The sequence below is a fragment of the Pseudomonas sp. ZS1P83 genome, assembly GCF_054897825.1.
On sequence record NZ_CM142706.1, the window covers coordinates 2,604,117 to 2,622,479 of the forward strand.

Annotated in this window: 9 protein-coding genes; 5 read left to right on the forward strand and 4 right to left on the reverse strand. The window is 61.8% G+C overall.

The genetic code is table 11. From position 1 onward, the window contains the following. Positions 1-5: 5 nt before the first annotated feature. Genes ACYZT0_RS12455 through ACYZT0_RS12475 form a run of 5 tightly spaced genes read left to right on the forward strand, consistent with a single transcriptional unit; the run spans position 6 to position 5,895 of the window. A complete protein-coding gene (locus ACYZT0_RS12455) occupies positions 6-950 on the forward strand; it encodes a DUF58 domain-containing protein (RefSeq protein ID WP_462046090.1) in 945 nt (314 codons plus the stop codon). Continuing rightward, a complete protein-coding gene (locus ACYZT0_RS12460; RefSeq protein ID WP_462046091.1) occupies positions 947-1,441 on the forward strand; it encodes a DUF4381 domain-containing protein in 495 nt (164 codons plus the stop codon). Before ACYZT0_RS12455 ends, ACYZT0_RS12460 begins: the two co-directional genes overlap by 4 nt. Next, entirely contained in the window at positions 1,434-2,510 is a 1,077-nt protein-coding gene (locus ACYZT0_RS12465; RefSeq protein ID WP_462046092.1) for a vWA domain-containing protein, read from the forward strand. Before ACYZT0_RS12460 ends, ACYZT0_RS12465 begins: the two co-directional genes overlap by 8 nt. Next, a complete protein-coding gene (locus ACYZT0_RS12470; RefSeq protein ID WP_462046093.1) occupies positions 2,507-4,246 on the forward strand; it encodes a tetratricopeptide repeat protein in 1,740 nt (579 codons plus the stop codon). The genes ACYZT0_RS12465 and ACYZT0_RS12470 overlap by 4 nt, the downstream gene beginning before the upstream one ends. Next, positions 4,243-5,895, forward strand: coding sequence for a BatD family protein (locus ACYZT0_RS12475; protein ID WP_462046094.1), 1,653 nt, complete (start codon positions 4,243-4,245; stop codon positions 5,893-5,895). The genes ACYZT0_RS12470 and ACYZT0_RS12475 overlap by 4 nt, the downstream gene beginning before the upstream one ends. Positions 5,896-5,901: 6 nt before the next feature. Here ACYZT0_RS12475 and ACYZT0_RS12480 read toward each other — a convergent pair whose 3' ends face one another. Genes ACYZT0_RS12480 through ACYZT0_RS12495 form a run of 4 tightly spaced genes read right to left on the reverse strand, consistent with a single transcriptional unit; the run spans position 5,902 to position 18,321 of the window. Then, entirely contained in the window at positions 5,902-7,485 is a 1,584-nt protein-coding gene (locus tag ACYZT0_RS12480; protein WP_462046095.1) for an ABC-F family ATP-binding cassette domain-containing protein, read from the reverse strand. Further along, positions 7,482-8,288, reverse strand: coding sequence for a 4'-phosphopantetheinyl transferase family protein (locus ACYZT0_RS12485; RefSeq protein ID WP_462046096.1), 807 nt, complete (start codon positions 8,286-8,288; stop codon positions 7,482-7,484). The genes ACYZT0_RS12480 and ACYZT0_RS12485 overlap by 4 nt, the downstream gene beginning before the upstream one ends. Further along, on the reverse strand, positions 8,285-11,050 hold the full coding sequence (locus ACYZT0_RS12490) for an alpha/beta fold hydrolase (RefSeq protein ID WP_462046097.1): 2,766 nt from the start codon (positions 11,048-11,050) through the stop codon (positions 8,285-8,287). The genes ACYZT0_RS12485 and ACYZT0_RS12490 overlap by 4 nt, the downstream gene beginning before the upstream one ends. A 17-nt stretch (positions 11,051-11,067) precedes the next feature. Next, positions 11,068-18,321, reverse strand: a complete 7,254-nt coding sequence (locus ACYZT0_RS12495; protein ID WP_462046098.1) for an SDR family NAD(P)-dependent oxidoreductase — start codon at positions 18,319-18,321, stop codon at positions 11,068-11,070. Positions 18,322-18,363 lie beyond the last annotated feature (42 nt).

Below are 18,363 nucleotides of genomic sequence, written 5' to 3' on the forward strand. Positions count from 1 at the left end.
CCCCGATGAACGCCATCCTGCCGCCCGAGCCGGGCATCCGTGTCAGCCTCGCCGAGCTGATCGAGATGCGCCATCGCGTGCGTGAAGTGCAATTGTTTTCCACACCGAGCCAGCGCAGCCCGTTGATCGGCCTGCACCACTCCAAACTGCGCGGGCGCGGGGTGGATTTCGATCAGGTGCGGGTCTATCAGGCCGGCGACGACGTGCGAAGCATCGACTGGCGCGTTACCGCCCGCACCCAGGAACCTCATACCAAGCTGTTCCATGAAGAGCGCGAGCGGCCGATTTTCATCATGGTCGAGCAAAGTCGCCGGCTGTTTTTCGGCTCGGGGCTGATGCTCAAATCAGTGCTCGCCGCCCAGGCCGCAAGCCTGATCGGCTGGGCCGCACTGGGTCATAATGATCGGGTCGGTGGACTGGTGTTCGGCAACAATGAACACTATGAAATCAAGCCACGACGCAGCAAACAGAGCCTGCTGCAGCTTCTCAACCGTCTGGTGCGGGTCAATCAGTCTCTGCACACGGAAAGCGAGCCGGACAGGGACGCCTTCAACATTGCCCTGCGTCGGGCCCGGGAAGTACTGCGTCCCGGCAGTCTGGTGATCGTGATCTGCGACGAACGCACCCTGACCGAGGGCGCCGAACAACAGTTGAGCCTGTTGTCGCGGCATTGCGATCTGTTGCTGCTGCCGGTGTCCGACCCACTGGATCACGCGCTGCCCGCCGCCGGGCTTTTACGCTTCGCCGAACGCGGTGCGCAACTGGAACTCGACACCTTGAATTTCGAGCTGCGCCAGACCTATCGCGCCCAGGCCGAAGCCCGCATCGCTCGCTGGGAACTGCTGGCACAGAAGCTACGGGTTTTGCTGATGCCCTTGAGTACCCAGAGCGAGATGATCGAGCAACTGCGCGAGTACCTGAACCCACAGAAGCCGGGGAAAGGTCGATGAGCAGCCTCGATCAACTGCAACCACTGATCTCCCCGCCACCGATCGAATTCTGGCCACCGGCACCGGGCTGGTGGCTGTTGCTGTTGTTACTGCCGCTGATCGGTTTCGGTGTGTGGAGGGCGAGGCGCTTCCTTGTGAACAAACGCCCTGTCGTGCGTACCGAACAACCGCTGGACCCGGTGCGCCTCGCCGCGCTGACCGAGCTGGCGCGGATGCCCAAACCCTACGACGGCGCTCCGGCGGGTGCCTGGTTGCAGCAACTCAACGGTTTGCTCAAACGCCTGTGCCGCAACCACTACCCTTACAGTCAGAGCCACACCCTCAATGGGCGCAAATGGCTGGCATTCCTCGACAATCGCTGCCCGGCCGCCGGTCTGACCCGCTGGATGGTGCTGGTCGAAGGCGCCTACAAACCCGAATGCAAACTCGACGACAAGGCCATCGCCGGCCTGACCCAAGCCGTCGACACCTGGATTCGTAAACATGTTTGAGTTCGCCTGGGCGTGGATCTTTGCCCTGCTGCCGCTGCCCTGGCTGATGCGCGTCGTTTTGCCTGTCGCCGACAGTGGCGAGCCGGCGCTCAAAGTCAGCTTCCTCAGTGACCTCGAAGGCCTCGCCCGTCGCCGCGCCCGGGCCAACCTGCCGGCCTGGCGTCAACAAGCGCCGTTCATTCTGCTGTGGCTGTTGTTACTGATCGCCGCGGCGCGCCCGCAATGGCTCGGCGAACCGCTGCCGATTGCCGCCAGCGGTCGCGATCTGCTGGTGGCGGTCGACGTGTCCGGCTCCATGGATTTTCCCGACATGCAATGGCAGGACGAAGACGTCAGTCGACTCACACTGGTTCAGCACTTGCTCGGTGACTTCCTCGAAAGTCGTGAGGGCGATCGGGTCGGGCTGATCCTGTTCGGCAGCCGGGCGTATCTGCAAGCACCGCTGACGTTCGATCGGCACACGGTGCGCGTGTGGCTCGACGAAGCGCGGATCGGCATCGCTGGCAAGAACACCGCCATCGGCGATGCTATCGGCCTGGCCCTCAAACGCCTGCGCCAACGCCCGGCACAAAGTCGCGTACTGATTCTGGTCACTGACGGCGCCAACAACGGTGGTGAAATCGACCCGCTCACGGCGGCGCGGCTGGCAGCTAATGAAGGCGTGAAAATCTACCCGATCGGTATCGGCGCCGATCCGGAACAAAGCGGCACGCTGGGTTTCCTGGGGGTCAATCCGAGCCTCGACCTCGATGAAGCCTCCTTGAAGGCGATCGCCGAAGCCACGGGCGGCCAGTATTTTCGCGCCCACGATGACAAGGAACTGCAAGCGATCAAAGGCACCCTCGACAAACTTGAACCCGTGACCCAACAACCGACTCAGGCTCGCCCGGCACAAGCGTTGTACCACTGGCCTTTGGCGATGGCGTTGCTGTTGAGCATGCTGCTGGTGGTTCGCGAGCGCTGGCCGGACAACCCGTTGCGGCGACTGTTCACCAAGGATCTTCTGCAAACGCAATTGCCCGACTGGCGCCAGCGGCTTAAACGCCTGCGTCTGCGGAGGCGCCGATGAGCGCGCTCTGGCCGTACTGGTTCCGCCCCTGGTGGTTGCTGTTGTTGCCATTGCTCGGCTGGTTGCTCTGGCAACTCTGGCATCGGCAGAAGCGCGCCGGGCGCTGGCAGATGATTCTGCCACCGGCCTTCCATGCGGCGTTGCTCAGTGGAGGCAGTGGTCGCGACAGCAAATTGCCGTGGGTCATCCTTGGATGTGCCTGGGTGTTGACCGTTCTGGCGCTGCTCGGACCGAGCTGGGAACGTGTCGAGCAAACCAGTCAGAAACCCGCCGACCCACTGGTCGTGGTACTTGAGCTGACCCCGGAAATGCTCGCCACTGACGTGCCACCCAACCGGCTGGAACAGGCCCGGCGCAAGCTGTTCGACCTGCTGCAGAACCGCAGCGACGCCCAGACCGCGATCGTCGTCTACGCCGGCAGCGCTCACACGCTGGTGCCGCTGTCGGATGACCTGTCGACCAGCCGCAATCTATTGGAGGCCCTCAAGCCTTCGCTGATGCCTGAGGCGGGTCATCGCGCCGATCTGGCGGTGGCCAAGGCCCTAGCGCTGCTGGATCAAGGCGCCCTCGGCGACGGTCGGATCCTGCTGATCGGTTCAACCCTGACCGAACAGGAACGCCAAGGGATTCGGCAGGTGCTGGACGGTGAATCGACGCAATTTCTGATGCTCGGAGTTGGCACTGCCGAAGGAGCGCCGATCACCCAGGAAGACGGCAGCTTTCTCAAGGACGACCAGGGCGCGATTCTGGTGCCACATCTGGACGAACCCAGCCTGAAAGCCTTTGCCAATGACCTGGACGGACGCTATCGCCACGCACGCCTGGACGATGCCGACCTACGCGCCCTTGGCTTGCTCGAGGGTCCACGCACGCTGCGCAACGACGGCCATACCCTGCGTCTCGACACGTGGGCCGATCAGGGTTATTGGCTGTTGCTGCCACTGTTGCTGCTGGCCGCCTGCGCCGGCCGTCGCGGCTGGTTATTCTGCTTGCCACTGCTATTGCTGCTGCCACAACCGAGTTATGCCTTCGACTTCGAAGATTTGTGGCTACGACCCGACCAACAGGGTTTGCACTTGCTCAAGCAGAAACGCCCAGCCGAGGCCGCGCAGCATTTCGACGATCGACAATGGCAAGGTGTAGCGCTCTACGAAGCCGGCGACTACAGTGGCGCCGCCCAGCGGTTCGCCGAAGGCAACGACGCCCACGCCCACTACAATCGTGGCAACGCCCTGGCCAAAAGCGGTGAACTGGAAGCAGCGCTGGATGCCTACGAACAAGCGCTGGAGCGTCAACCGGATTTGCGTCCGGCGCAGACCAACAAGGCGCTGGTGGAAAAACTGCTCAAGCAGAAAAACACACCACCGCCGGTTGAGCGGGACAAAAACGCCGGCAACGAGACCGAGTCCCCCACACAAGAAACGCCGCCGGGCGCGGCCACGCAACCGTCAGATAATGGCGAACCGAAAGCCGACGCCCAGCAGACCACGCCGGACTCCGAGCAACCGAACAAAACGCCGCCGAAACCCGGCACCAATGAAGTTCCGGGCAGCGAGTTGGGAGACGAACAAAGCACCAAACCACCGTTGCGCCCCGCCAGCGACAGCATCAATGGTGAACAGCGCCAGGCGCTGGAGCAATGGCTGCGCAAGATCCCGGACGACCCGGGTGAATTGCTCAGGCGCAAATTCTGGTACGAACAGCAACAACATCAGGATCAGGGAAAAATTCGATGACCCGCTTCACCGCCCTCTTGCTCTCACTGCTGCCTGCCCTGTTGCTCTGCACCGTTCAGGCACAGGCAGCAGGGCTGGTCGCCAGTGTGGATCGCAGTCGCTTGAACACCGGCGAGACGATTGAGCTGACGCTGGAATCCAACGACGTAACGCAGTTCGGCAAGCCTGATCTGACACCGCTGGAGCCGCTGTTCGAAGTGCGCGGCACCCGTCAGGTCAACCAGCTGACCACCCTGAACGGCGACAACCGTGCGACCACCCGCTGGATCATCACCCTGCTGCCTCGGCAGAACGGCAGCGTGATGATTCCGTCACTGCAACTGGGTGACGTACAGAGCCAGCCAATCACCGTGCAAGTGGTCGAAACCGAAACCCAGGACAGCCCGAACAAACGGGCCCCGGTGTTCATCGACGCCAGCCTCGATCAAAGCAGCGTGTATGTGCAAGCCCAGGCGGTCCTGACCTTGCGCATCTACCATTCGGTGTCGCTGTACGACGACAGCAGCCTGCCCCCCTTGCAGATCCCCGATGTGCGCATCGAGCAACTGGGCGAGGCGCGCACCTACGAGAAAGACATCAATGGCCTGCGCCACGGCGTGATCGAGATGCGCTATGCGATCTACCCGCAACACAGCGGTGAGTTGGTCATTCCGCCGCAGATATTCAATGCTGCACTCGTGGACGCACAGCCCGCCCAAGGCGCCGCCACCCAGGCACCCAAATCCGGCAAACTGATGCGGGTCAGCTCCGCAGAGATTCTGCTGACGGTCAGGGCCAAACCCATCACGTACCCGACTGACATGCCATGGCTGCCGGCCCGCAGCCTCAGCCTGAGCGAAAGCTGGAACCCGGAGCCGGATCATGCGCAGGTGGGTGATTCTTTGACCCGCAGCTTGACAGTGAAGGCTGAAGGCCTGGCCAGTTCGCAATTGCCACCGCTGCCCGCCACCGACGTCAACGGCTTGCGGCGCTACCCGGATCAACCCGTGCTGGGCAACCAGAACAGCGAGCGAGGCCTGGTCGGCAGTCGCGAAGACCGTGAAGCCCTGGTGCCGACGCGTAGCGGCGCGATCGAGTTGCCAGCGGTTGAAGTGGTCTGGTGGAACACCTTCGAGGACCACCTGGAACACAGCAGCCTGCCGGCCCGAACGCTGCCGGTGGCGAACAATCCGAGCCTGATGGTCGACACCCCGGCTGGCACGCCTCAAGTCCTTTCTGCTGCCGACAACGAAGCCCTGCGGTGGTGGAAACTCAGCACGCTGATCCTGGCCTGCACCACCCTGCTGGGCTTCGGTCTCTGGTGGCGCGCCCGCTGGCAACCGGCGATCCTGCGCGCGGCGCAGACCGGACCGAGCCCGCGCACCGTACTCGACGACCTCAAGCGTGCCTGTCAGGCCAACGATTCCCACGCCACCCGCCAGGCCCTCGACGCCTGGGCCCGGCAACAACCGGAAACCCTGGCCGATATGGCGGCGCGTTTTGTGCCGCTGTCCGACGCCCTTGACGGCTTGAACGGCGCGCTCTACAGCGAAACCGGCCAACATTGGCAAGGTGAAGATCTGTGGCGCGCGATTCGTGCGATCCCGATTGCTGAACGGGTTCAGGACCCGGTGGGTGATAGTGGATTGCCGCCGCTTTATCCGAAGTGACGGTCTCTAGCTGTTGAGATGGAACTCGGCGTCCAGATGGATGGCCTGTAAAAAAGCGCTGTCGTGTGAGACGACGATCAATGCCCCTTGGTACTGATTGAGCATCTGCTCCAGCGCAATTTTACTGGGCAAGTCCAAATGGTTGTCCGGTTCGTCCAGCAATAGCAACTGCGGTGGTCGCTGGGCATACAACTGCGCAGCCAGTGCTATTTTCAGGCGTTCGCCGCCACTCAACTGACAGGTCTTGAGCGTTGCACGATCCGCATCAATGCCCATCTGCGCCAACCGGGTTCGCGCTTCGGCTTCGGGCAACTCCGGATTACTCTCGTAGAGCCATTGCACCGCCGTGCGTTCGGGGTGCTGTAATCCGGCGTGTTGATCCAGCCAGCCGACATGGCAACTGCGTATGAGTTCGCCTTCGCGTACCGGCAGTTGGCCGGCGATCACTCGCAACAGACTCGACTTGCCGCTGCCATTGGCGCCCAGGATTGCCATGCGCATAGGCCCCGTCAGCGTCAGATTGACCGGCGCCGCGTAACCGAACGGGAGAATGACGTCGTTGAGCTGCACAATCATCTTGCCATTGGGCACTACGCTTTCCGGGGACAACATCATGCGTTGAATGTCCGGCGCACACCGCGCACGGGCCTCGGCGATCCGTTGTTGCTGCTGCTCCCGGGCCACCTGTTGATTGAGGCGCAATTTCCCCTGACTGTTTTCGCTGCGCTCTTTCTGGGCGTTGGTGATCAGCTTGGTCTGATTACCGTCACGGGCCTGACGGTCGCCGCGGGCATTACGCCGTTGCTGACGCTCCATCTGCACGGCCATCTCACGTTGCTCGCGCTTGGCCTGCGCCCGCTCACCTTGCAATGCCGACTGGAACGACTGCTGTTCCTGCTCGCGTGCCGCCGCATACTGACTGTAACTGCCGCCATAAGCCGCCAGCCCCAAGGGTGAAAGCTCGACAATTTCGTTCACGTGTTCCAGAAGTCCGCGGTCGTGGCTGATCAACACCAGGCCGTTGGGCCAGCGATCGATCTGCTGCGCAAGTTTGTGTTGCTGTTCAATATCCAGGTGGTTGCTGGGCTCATCCAGAATGAGCCAGTCGGCCCTGGACAACCATGCCCCCAGCAGCGCCACCCGTTGCCGTTCGCCACCACTGAGTGCGTCGGTGCGCGCGTCGGCGTTCAAATGACCCAGGCCGATCTGCTGCAGTTGCGCCTCAAGGCGTGTGGCGCAATCCCATTGGTCGACCGCCAGCGAATGGTCGTCATCGTCGACGCTGCCTTGGGCAATGCGATCCAGCGCCGCCAGAATAGGGGCGACCCCGGCCAGCGCGGCAACGCTGGGATAGCGCTCGGGTTCCAGCAACTGCGCCACGGCGTAAACCCGCCCTTCGCGACGGACGATGCCGCTGGTGGGCAGTTGCTCCCCCGTCAGGAGCCGGCCAAGCAAGGACTTGCCACAGCCATTGGCGCCCACGATGCCAGTGGCCCTGGCGCTGAAGGTGTGGTTCAAGTGATCGAACAGAACGCGCCCGTCGGGCAGGTTGTACGACACTTGATCAAGTTGAAGTAACCGTTGAGTCATGACGCTTCCTTAAACAATCGGCCCGATAGGCACTGAACCACTCCCTGATGGTGCGCAACAGCACCCTGCGGATGGGCAATGACCGTGAACACGGCGCCTGTCCACATTTGAAAATGACCTTCGAACAGCATGCCGGCCCTGATCGACGTCGAGAGATCTTGTGTCACCCTCAACACCAGACGTCCCGAGGGCCAATGTATCTCGACCAGGCGCGCCGCATCGAAATCAAAATAACGGCCAACCTGCGGATAAACGGCCTTGAACAGACTTTCCTTGGCTGAAAAAGCCAAGGTCAACATGTGCTCAAAAGGCCCCAGCATTCCAAGGTAGTGGGCTTCTTGGCGGTCGACGATGGTGGCGCTGATCCTGTCGGCGACCTCTGGTGCCAGCCAGTTCTCCAGGTCCAGGCCCAGCAGTCCGACCTCGCAAGACTTGGCCAGGCAACTGACGGCGATAGTCGATGTGTGGCTGATGGAGCCGACCCAACCGCTCGGCCATATCGGCTGACGATGAGCCCCTGAATGAACCTGCACCGGCGCGAGATTGCGCTTGGCCCACATCTGCCGGCTCAACCAGCGCCCCGCCAGGTATTCGGCCTGGCGGCGTGGCACAGCCCGGACAATAGCTGGCGGACAGTCGACACCCGCACGGGCGTACAAACCAGGATCGAAGCGCTCCAGGTTGAAGCGCCCCGACACCGCCGTGACTGCCGCCAGGCCCGTGTCTAGCGACTCGATACCGGTGAGGAATCCGTCCAGTGCGCATTGGCCCAGGTCCTGTTGGGTACAGGTCGGATTATTCAAGGTTGCCGAGCCTGTACAAAGTCGAGCAGCAGTTCATTGAAGCGCCGCGCGGCGGTCAACGGAATGAAATGTCCCTGATCGGCAAACACTTCCAGTCGGGCGTTGGGCAGGTGCTGTAACAGCTTCACATCCGCCCCGGCGATGACCACATCCTGCTGACCATGAACAATCAACGTCCGCACAGCAATGCTGGGTAGTTGCGCACTGAAATCCAGTTGTCCGAGCATCTGGTAGTAACAACTCAGCGTGCTCATCGACGCCCCGGCCCCGACTTGTTCGGCGATGCTCTGCCGAGGTTCAAGCAAGATATCCAGGTAATCGGCATGGGCTTGCAGTTCAGCATTCAACTCGATGGTTTTACCGAAGATATCATCGCCAAAACGTGCGGCGGTACTGATCAGGATCATCGACTCGACCATTGCCGGGGCTCGGCGGCAAAGCGCCAATGCGAGACAGCCCCCCAACGACCAGCCCACCACGGGCACAGGCTCGCCTTCGAGCTGTTCATTGATATAGGCCTCGATCTCCAGCACCAGCCCTTCCAGGCTTAAGCTCCCCTTATCAAGCGGGGTACCCTGGTGACCGGGATACGACGGAATATGCAGGGCGAAACCCTGGCGCATCAGGACATTGACTTGTTGCATCCAGGCCTGCGCGCTCATGTTCAACGGTGGCAGCAGCACGATGGCGCGCCCTTGCCCTGTTTGTGTCCAGGTCATTGGCGACCGGTCGACCGGCACGACGGCATCAACCCGGGAGGCGGCTGTCAAAACGGGTTGTAGCCCCTCCAGTGCCTGGGCCAGTGCGGCAATGGACGCAAAGTCGAATACGTCATGAGGCTGCATCCGGCTCGCGCCGGCACCCAATCGGCTCAACAGCTCAATCAACGAAATCGAATCGACACCGTAATCGCGCAGCGAACGGCTGGTATCAATGTCGGCCTGATCGAAACCGAGCAATCGCGCCAGATCACTTTTCAGCGTGTCCAGAACATTGCCTCGCCGCGGGCTCGATACAGCAACGGGTGCTTGAGCAGCAATCAGTTCGGCTCCCACCCAGTAGGACTTGCGATCAAACGGGTAACCCGGCAGTTCGATTCGTGGGTATCGAGCCGCGTGCTCGGTGCCGTAAAGCGGCAGGTCGATCCCCGCCAACCATCGCTGCAAGCGTTCGGCGAGCACGGAGTCGCCCAGGCCCTCGACCTTTGAGCAGCCGACGCCGAGTTGCTCTGGCGGTGTCGCCAGCCATTGCTGCAATTGCGTTACAAGGGACTCACGAGTCGAAGCCGTGACAGCCAGACGCAGACGGTACGGCTGGCTTCCTTTGCCAAGCGCCACACTAAGAGCCGCCAATTGATCGTCCGGCAGCCCATCGAGAACGCCCAGCACCTGCCGGACACGCGCATGAAGGCTGGCGGAGGATTGAGCGCTGATCAAAAAAGCCCAGGGGCCCGGGCTGTTCTGCGGGTCAATCCGGCGCGGCTTCGGCTTGCCGAGCACCAGGTGAGCATTGCTGCCGGTAAAACCGAAGGCACTGACACAGGCATACGCCTTGTCGGACGGCCAGGGGACTGCCTGCTCGCAGACCTTGAACTGATCAAGGTCCAGCGCGCTATTGAGGGAACCCGCCAGAGGCTGGCCCGGAATGGTGCTGTGACGAAAGATCAGCAGATTCTTGATCAAACTGGCCAACCCGGAACACACCAGCGTGTGGCCGATGACGCTTTTCGAGGCCCCCAGATAGGTGTCGTAAGGTTGCGCCTGAGCACGAAAGCCGTTGACCAGCCCCGCCACCTCAATCGAATCCCCCAGGCGCGTGCCGGTACCGTGGGCCTCGACGTAGCCGATACGCCCCACGTCAATGCCACAACGTTCGTAGGAACCGGCGATCAGCGCCGCTTGAGCCTGGCTATTGGGCGCCATCATGCCATTGCTCATGCCGTCGTGATTCAGGCTGATCGCCTCGATGCTTGCCAGGACTTCCAGCCCCAGGGCCCGGGCCTTGCCGGCGCTCATCAACATGATTGCCGCCACGCCCTCGGCCGGGACGAAACCGTCGGCTTCGTCACCGAAAGCGTCGCAGTGCCCCCGCGCCGACAACATGTTCGAGCGCTGGGCAAACTCGAACACCTCCGGAGTGGCAAACACCGAGACCCCAGCCACCAACGCAGCCTCGCATTCACCGGCACGCAGCTGTGAAACGGCAATCTGCAAGGCCGTCAATGACGATGAGCAAGCGGTATCAAGGCTCACCGAGGGGCCATGGAAATCGTAGAAATAAGACACCCTTCCCGCCAACGACGAAGTGGCGTTGCCAAGAAAGCTGTGGCTGCTGAAAGCCGATTCAGGCTCCTGCGCCAGCAAAAACTTGTAGTCCCCGGGCAGGCCTGTGCAAAACACCCCGCACTGCAAGTCGCGCAAGGCCTGGACCGGCACACCGCAGTCATCCATCAGATGTTGCACGGTTTCCATCAGCAATCGTTGTTGCGGGTCCATGCAGCGCGCTTCGTTGGGCGAGATACGGAAAAACCCCGCATCGAACTCGTCCACATGCTCCAGCAGGCCGCCATGCACCGCCGTCCCGCGCAGAGACTCCCATCGCGTGACCGGGGCAACGCAACGCTGACCGGTCATCAGGTTTTGCCAATAGGCCGACAGCGACTCGCTGCCGGGCAGACGGCAGGCAGCCCCCACAATCACCACTTTTTCGGCCGGTTGCGGTTTCAGGTGTGCTGTCATGTTGTGTGTCTCGTCCGTGTGCATGTTCTGCTCCTGTGATTTCAGCGATTGCCCGGCTGAACCTGTGATTCATCGTCAAACCAATAGCGGCGCGTATCGAAGGCATAACCGGGCAAATGGAGCCGGCCAGCATGCGGGTACACGGTCGGCCATTGCACCTGCCCCCCGTGCAGATACCGCTCGCGAGGGTCCGGCCATTGCCCGTCGATTTCGGGCGCCTCGGCGCCTCGTCCAACGCGGTGAACATCCGGTGTCTGTTCCGCGCGCAAGGCATGCAACAACGCATCGACGGTTCGAACGCTCCAGGCCAGGCGATATTCAAAATGCTCGCGTCCGGCCCCAAGGGTAAACGCGATGTCAGCCAAAGGCTGCGACCGACCCAGTGGCGAATCAAGGTGACGGAACAAGGCCTCCTTCATTGCCAGCAGCGAGTCACGACTGCGGGCAGACAACACGATCAGGTGCTCCCCGTGTGTCAACGACGCCTGTGCGGTGAAGGCCGGTGGTTCGGACAGGACCACGTGAGCATTGGTCCCGCCGAAACCGAACGAGCTGATTCCGGCGACGCGATCGTGCCCCTCCCAAGGCGTATTGCGATCCAGCACCTGGAACGGCGAGTGCTCGAAGTCGATGTAAGGGTTGAGCGTGCGCAAATGCAGGTTGGCCGGCAGTACCCGGTGCTTGAAGGCCAGAATCACCTTGAACAGTGACGCAATGGCGGCGGCCGGTTCCAGATGACCGACATTGGTCTTGACCGAGCCCAGCAAAACCGGGTGCTTCTGGCCTGGCGCCAGCGTGTGCCAGGCGCCCTTCAAGGCATCGATTTCCACCGGATCGCCCAAGCGGGTTCCCGTGCCGTGGGTTTCGATGTAACTGACTCGGGCTGCCAGCGGCGGCGTGTAGGCGGCAAGCAACAGACGTTTCTGCGCGTTGGGGTTGGGCGCCGTTAGCGAGTTGGCCCGCCCTCCGTGATTCTCCTCGGCGGCCTCGATCACCGCATGAATGCTGTCACCGTCGCGGCGAGCATCGACCAGACGCTTGAGCAACAGGCTGCCAACCCCCTCCGCACGAACGTAGCCATCGGCTTCGCTATCAAATGTGGCGCAACGAAAGTTCGGCGATAGCACGCCCATGCTCTGCGCCGCTTCGGTCATGTCGCTGTCGATCAACAAGCTGACCGCACCGGCCAGCGCGTAGTCGCACTCCCCCCGTTGCAGCGACATGACGGCACGGTTCACCGCCACCAGTGCACTCGAACAGGCGGTATCGATGGACTGGCTCGGGCCTTCGAAATCGAACAGGTAGGACACCCGATTAGCCAACATCGCATGGGCATTCCCGGTGGCGGCAAAGGGATGAAAACTCTGTCCGGAACGCTGCAGCAGGGTCTGGTAATCGCTGAACTGAACGCCGGCGAAAACCCCCACACGCTTGAGCGAGGACGGCGCGTAACCGGCATCGAGCAACGTGTTGTAGCACGCTTGCAAAAACAGTCGGTGTTGCGGGTCCATCAGCATCGCCTCGCGCGCCGATATCCCGAAAAAACGTGCATCGAAGTGCCCGATCTCATGGATGATCCCGGCATGGCAGGCCTTGTCGGGCCAGCGTTCCACCTCTTTGATCGCACTGCGATTGGCCATCAGCCCTTCCCAGAATCCGGCCAGCCCCTGGCCGCCGGGCAAGCGGCCGTCCATGCCGATGATTGCAATCCGTTGGTCATCGGCGTCTGGAACGCTGGCCGGCGTTGCCACCGGTGCTGACGATGAGCGTGCGTCCGGGCCGGGAGCCGAGACCGGGGCCGCAGACTGCGCACCCCGTTCATGAAGGTAATCGATCAACTGCGCGACTGAGTTGTAGGTGAACAGCGTATTGGGGGCCATCGGCACCTTGAACTGTTCCTCAATATCCTGCGCCAGCTGTTGCAACATGACCGAGTTCAAACCCAGGTCACCAAAACTGCAACGATCATCGATGTTCTCAGGGAGCAAACCGGTCAACGCACTCACAAGCGCCTTGAGCCGAAGCTTCAGTTGCTCCGGTGTCGCCGATTCGCTGCTTGTTTCAGCGATGCCCACTGCGCCAGGCTTCAGCGCCGCGCTGCTGCGCAATCCGTCAGGAGCGACACTGCGACGGATTTTCTCGCTGTCGCCAACGAACGGGGCAATCTGCGTCATGCTCGCGTCCACGCCATCGATCAGCCTCACCAACAGGTCGACGCCTGCGGCGGGGGTGAGCGGTTGCATGCCGTAGTTGTCCTGCAAATAGCGGCCCAGGGCAACCCGATCCTGTGGATCGGTGCCTTGTTCCTCAAGCCACAAAGGCCAGTTCACTGACAGGCTCAAACCACGACGATGACCTCGGGCAACTTGCCGCTGACGACCGCCGGCGAACAGGTCCAGGTAATGATTGGCCACGGCGTAATCGGCCTGGCCAACATTGCCGAACAACCCGGACACCGATGAAAACAACACGAAGAAATCCAGCGCCACATCGGCGGTTGCGCTATCGAGATGGCGCGCGCCGTTGAGCTTCACCGCTATCACCTTCTGGAAGTCCTCCAGCTGTTTGTTGCGCAACAGCCCATCCCGGGTGATCCCGGCAGCATGCAACACACCGTGCAACGCGCCATGCCGGGCAATTACCGACTTGATCAGGTTATCCACTGCGGCGCTATCGCTCATGTCAGCGCTGATGTAGTCGACGTTTGCCGGCGTAGTCAACCCGGCAAGCTTGTGTCGGGTTGCTTCCCCCGCGGGGCTGCGACCAACCAACACGACCCTGGCGTCGAACTGCCTGATCAAGCGTGCGGCGACCGCCAGCCCGATCAGGCCCATGCCCCCGGTGATCAGGTAGACACCCTTGTTGCGAAAACGGCTGCCATTCGCCGCAGGCCAAGGAACTTCACGAACGCGGGCCTGCCAGCGATCACCGGCCATATGCCGACTGGCACTGAAGCCGTCAGAGGCATTGGCGAGTTCATCCAGCGCAGACACCAGCAGCTCAGGCACATGCTCGAAGTCCTGCGATGCGACAGTCATCGACAACAATTCGAATTCGGGCTGCTCCATTTGAAGCACGCGAAACAATCGGCTCACTGCCCCGGCTGCGGGCATCGGCCAGACATCCAGCCCTTCTTCGTGGACAAAGGCCATCCGGTAACGGGCCCCGGCAGCACTGATCGCCTTGGCCAGCGTGAACTGCCAACTGGCCCATGAAGCCTGCATGTCCTCACCCGAACATTGCACCAGATTGATCAGCCACGGTCGCTGCGCCGCATCACCAGGGGCATAGCGCTGCAAGACTTGCTGGCAATCGTCAATCGAATCAACGCGCACTTGGGCGAAATGTTCGTCCAGACGCAGGCTGTCACCGAGCGTGACCACCACGATGTGCGGTTGGCCGATCAACGCCCGAGCCTGTGACGGGTTGCAAAAGACAATGGCGCCCTGCCCTCGCGCGCCACCCGATGCGTGAACGGGTTGGGGCTCCCAGACGGCTTGAAAACACACGGGCACCGAGGTCTTCGCCTGCGCCGGAACGTCCTCGTCCCCAGGCTTGAGCGGGTCAGCGCCCGCCGGCCCGGAGGTAACGAGCTGGTCGTCCCAATACGATTGTTCTTCGAATGGATAATGAGGCAACGACACCAGCCTGCGGCTGTCATGCAGCGCAGCGAAATTCAGTGTTTCCCCCGCTAGGTAAGACGCCTGAAGGGCCTGCAGGGTAGACCACGATTGATCCACGACAGGCACACCATCAGCGGCATCCAGCAGCTGTTGCTTGAAACGAGCCAGGCTGTCGCCAACGAAACAGGCACGGTGGCCAAAGTGTTCACGTGCGACGCCCAAGGTATAGGCAATCGCTGCAAGGCTGGCCTGCGGATGCTTGTCGATCCAAGCGAGCAAATCGTTGATCCGGGCCTTCAACGCCAAGGGTGTGCGCGCCGAAACAGGCAACAAATATTCCGCCTGTGGCGCAGGCGGGAGCGGCGCACCGGTGTACTGCTGAACGATGACATGCGCATTGGAGCCCCCGGCACCGAACGAACTGAGCCCGGCCAGCAGCGGCGTGTCCGCGGTCCAGGGTTCGGTTGTGCGCGGCAAGCGGAAATCAGTGTCGGGCAGGTTCAACCAGGGGTTTTCGATTTCACAGTTGAGCGTCGGCACCCGCGACTGGTGCTGGAACTGCAGCAGGATCTTGACCAGGCCGGCCAACCCGGCAGCCGATTCAAGGTGCCCGATATTGCTCTTGATCGAACCGATGCAGCGTCGCTCGCCCCGACGCGTGCCATAAGCCGCGCTCAGTGCGTTGATCTCGATCGGATCGCCCAGTCGAGTGCCGGTGCCGTGGGCTTCCACATAATCGATCTGGCTGGCGTCCACACCGGCCTTGCTTAACGCCTGGCGAATGACCTTTTCCTGAGCTCTTGCCGAGGGCACGGTAAAACCGCTGGAGCGCCCGCCACTATTGAGCGCAGAGGCACGAATGACCCCGTGTATCCGGTCACCATTGGCTTGCGCCTGGGCCAGCGGCTTGAGCATCAGGGCAATGGCCCCCTCACCCGGCACATAACCGTCGGCTTCGATACCAAAGCTGTGGCACCGTCCGCTGGGGCTCAGGAAACGTCCCGCCGACAGCAGCTTGAACTTGCCCGGGTGAGGCATGATGTTGACCGCACCGACCAGCGCCTGGGTGCATTCGCCACTGCGCAGACTGTTGATCGCCAGATGCAGGGCGGTCAACGACCCCGAACACATGGTATCAACACACAGGCTCGGGCCCTGGAGATTAAAGGTGTACGAAATGCGGTTGGCAATCGAGGCAAATGAACTGCTGGTCACTGCGCTGGCGGCATTCAGGTTTTGATAATGGCCGAACATCGCAGCGGTGAAGACTCCGGTGTCCTCCCGCGGATCGGCAAAATGCCCGGAGTCTTCCAGGGCATGGTAGGCCATTTCCAGCAACCGCCGTTCCTGAGGGTCAAGACGCGCCGCCTCAACCGGGGTGATGGAAAAAAACGCCGGATCAAACTGCTTGGCCCGCCGCAGAAAGCCGCCATGACGGCCGTAGCTGGCGCCCGGTTGTTTCGGGTCGGCTGAGTAATCGAGCTGCCAGTCCCAGCGTTGTGCGGGGATGACACTGATCGCCTCAGACCCGGACTCAAGCAATGCCCACAACTGGGCCAGGTTATCCGCCCCAGGAAACTCGCCCGCCACGCCAACAATCGCGATGTCTTCAGGCCGATAGTGAGCACTGACACCAGGGGCGACATCGACCACTGGGCTGACCGCCACCGTCGCCGTCACGGCGGCAGAGGTAACACCCGGCGCCGTCTGCGCCACAGTAGTGTCCAGCACCGCGTCAATTTGCGCTGGGTAGCGATCTAACAGGAAACGCACAATCTGACTGATGCTAGAGTTTTCAAACAACAGCGTCTTGCTGATGCTGACCGGGGTTTGGGTCGACAAACGTCGAGCCAGTTCGGTGGCAATGTTGATACTGGCCACCGAATCCAGGCCACGCTCAAGCAGATTGTCGTCCACCGACGGATCGGTTATTCCGCTGAAACGCCGAACCACCTCTTGCACCCACTGTGTCAGGCGGTCCTCAAGGTTGACGTGCGCGCCAGGCGTGGACGCAATCGCCTCGATGGCCGGCAAGGGCCCGGTCGGCCCTGCCCCTTCACTGCCAAATGCCGCAGCGAGCGCCTGGGGCTGGGTGCCGAGCAAATACTTACTCAACGCGGTCACCGATGAGTAATCGAAAATCAGCGCCTTGCTCAGGGAGACCGCGACACCGGTGCCGTTCAGTCGATGCTCCAGGGCCGAGACAATGCTGATCAGCGCCGAAGACGTCACGCCCAGCGCCACCAGCGATGCGTCATGCGACACATCGCGTAAGCCGCTGTAGGTATAAACCAGTGAACAAATCCACTCACTGACCTGAGCCTGGGATGGCAAGCGCACGGCCGCCGGTGCATCTGCTGCGCCTTGCCCGCCACCGGACGGGTTCAGTGCGCCAAGTACTGCGCGGCTGCCGACGAAGGCCACCAGACGCGGTGCAGCCTGGTCGAGGATGGTGCGCAATGCCGCCAAACCCTGCTCATCCGACAGGGCCAGTAATTCACTGCTCCCTTCGGCCATTTGCATGCCCTCGGAAGCCCACAACCCCCAGTTGATCGACTGCCAGCGAGCGCGACCGGCTGGCGCCTGGCGACTGACAAAATCGGTCAGCTCATCGATAAAACCATTCGCAGCGGCGTAGTCGGCCTGACCGACATTGCCCACCAGCCCACTGAGGGAACTGTAGTGGCAAACAAAGCCTGGCTGTATCAGGGGGTCCAGGGCCCAAAGATTCAAGCTGCCGGCAATCTTGGGCAGCAGCACCCGCTCGACATCGGCACTGTTTTTGTTGATCAGCAAGCGATCGGCCGTCGTACCTGCCAGGTGAAAAACCCCGTCGATGGCGCCATAACGATCCTTGAAATGATTCAGTGCCCCCGCCAGTGACTGTCGGTCCGTCACATCGGCCTGCACATAAGAGGTCACACCGTGAGCCAAGAGCATTGCGCGTCGTTCGTCATCCACCGAGGAACGCCCAACCACACAGACCTTGGCCTGATACTCACGGGCCAGCCACCGGCAAAGCAGCCGCCCGACACCACCGCCGCCGCCCGTGACCACATAGCAACCGTTGTGGCGCAAGGTGGATCCCGGACTCGACTCGACACGATTGCCCACTGGCTCAAGTTGCTCACGCGCCAGGGTCTGCCCGTCAAAGCGATGCCGTACGCCAGTCTGGTCCAACGCCGTGGCAATCGCCTGGGTCAACGTCGACGTCAACGCACCCTCAACGATCAGCGAGGCATAACGCAGGCGGGTCGTTTCCTGGCACGCGGACAACCCCAGGCCATCGAGCACACTGGCCGCCAGGGCGTCGCGACGGCGCAGCCCCACCAGCGCGACGGCTCTGGATTGGCTGATCAGGCCCTTGAGCAGCGCCAGAAAAACCTGCGCACATTGACTGACCGCAGGGTATTGCTCAACCGCTGGCGGGCATTCGCCAGACAATGCACAAAGGACGGTGTGCGCACGGCTCGCGTCGAGGCGCGACAGGAGTTTTTCCAGTTCATCCGGCGCGGCCAGACGTTCAATGTCCGTCTGAATGACCACCAGCCCAGCGGTGCTGCCCCAGCGTGCAAACTCATCACTGTCAGTCAACAGGACGCTGGTGCTCAACACTGGATCCGAACCGGAAGCCATCGGTGTCGGGACGAAATGACGCTTGAAAATATCCATATCAAAAATATCTCTCGGGTAACCATCGAAGCAGGCGTGCGG

What these genes read in the sequence shown, in the direction of transcription:
- ACYZT0_RS12455 (WP_462046090.1), top strand. Translation starts at nt 6, where the DNA reads ATGAACGCCATCCTGCCGCCCGAGCCGGGCATCCGTGTCAGCCTCGCC.
- ACYZT0_RS12460 (WP_462046091.1), top strand. Translation starts at nt 947, where the DNA reads ATGAGCAGCCTCGATCAACTGCAACCACTGATCTCCCCGCCACCGATC.
- ACYZT0_RS12465 (WP_462046092.1), top strand. Translation starts at nt 1,434, where the DNA reads ATGTTTGAGTTCGCCTGGGCGTGGATCTTTGCCCTGCTGCCGCTGCCC.
- ACYZT0_RS12470 (WP_462046093.1), top strand. Translation starts at nt 2,507, where the DNA reads ATGAGCGCGCTCTGGCCGTACTGGTTCCGCCCCTGGTGGTTGCTGTTG.
- ACYZT0_RS12475 (WP_462046094.1), top strand. Translation starts at nt 4,243, where the DNA reads ATGACCCGCTTCACCGCCCTCTTGCTCTCACTGCTGCCTGCCCTGTTG.
- ACYZT0_RS12480 (WP_462046095.1), bottom strand. Translation starts at nt 7,485, where the DNA reads ATGACTCAACGGTTACTTCAACTTGATCAAGTGTCGTACAACCTGCCC.
- ACYZT0_RS12490 (WP_462046097.1), bottom strand. Translation starts at nt 11,050, where the DNA reads ATGCACACGGACGAGACACACAACATGACAGCACACCTGAAACCGCAA.
- ACYZT0_RS12495 (WP_462046098.1), bottom strand. Translation starts at nt 18,321, where the DNA reads ATGGATATTTTCAAGCGTCATTTCGTCCCGACACCGATGGCTTCCGGT.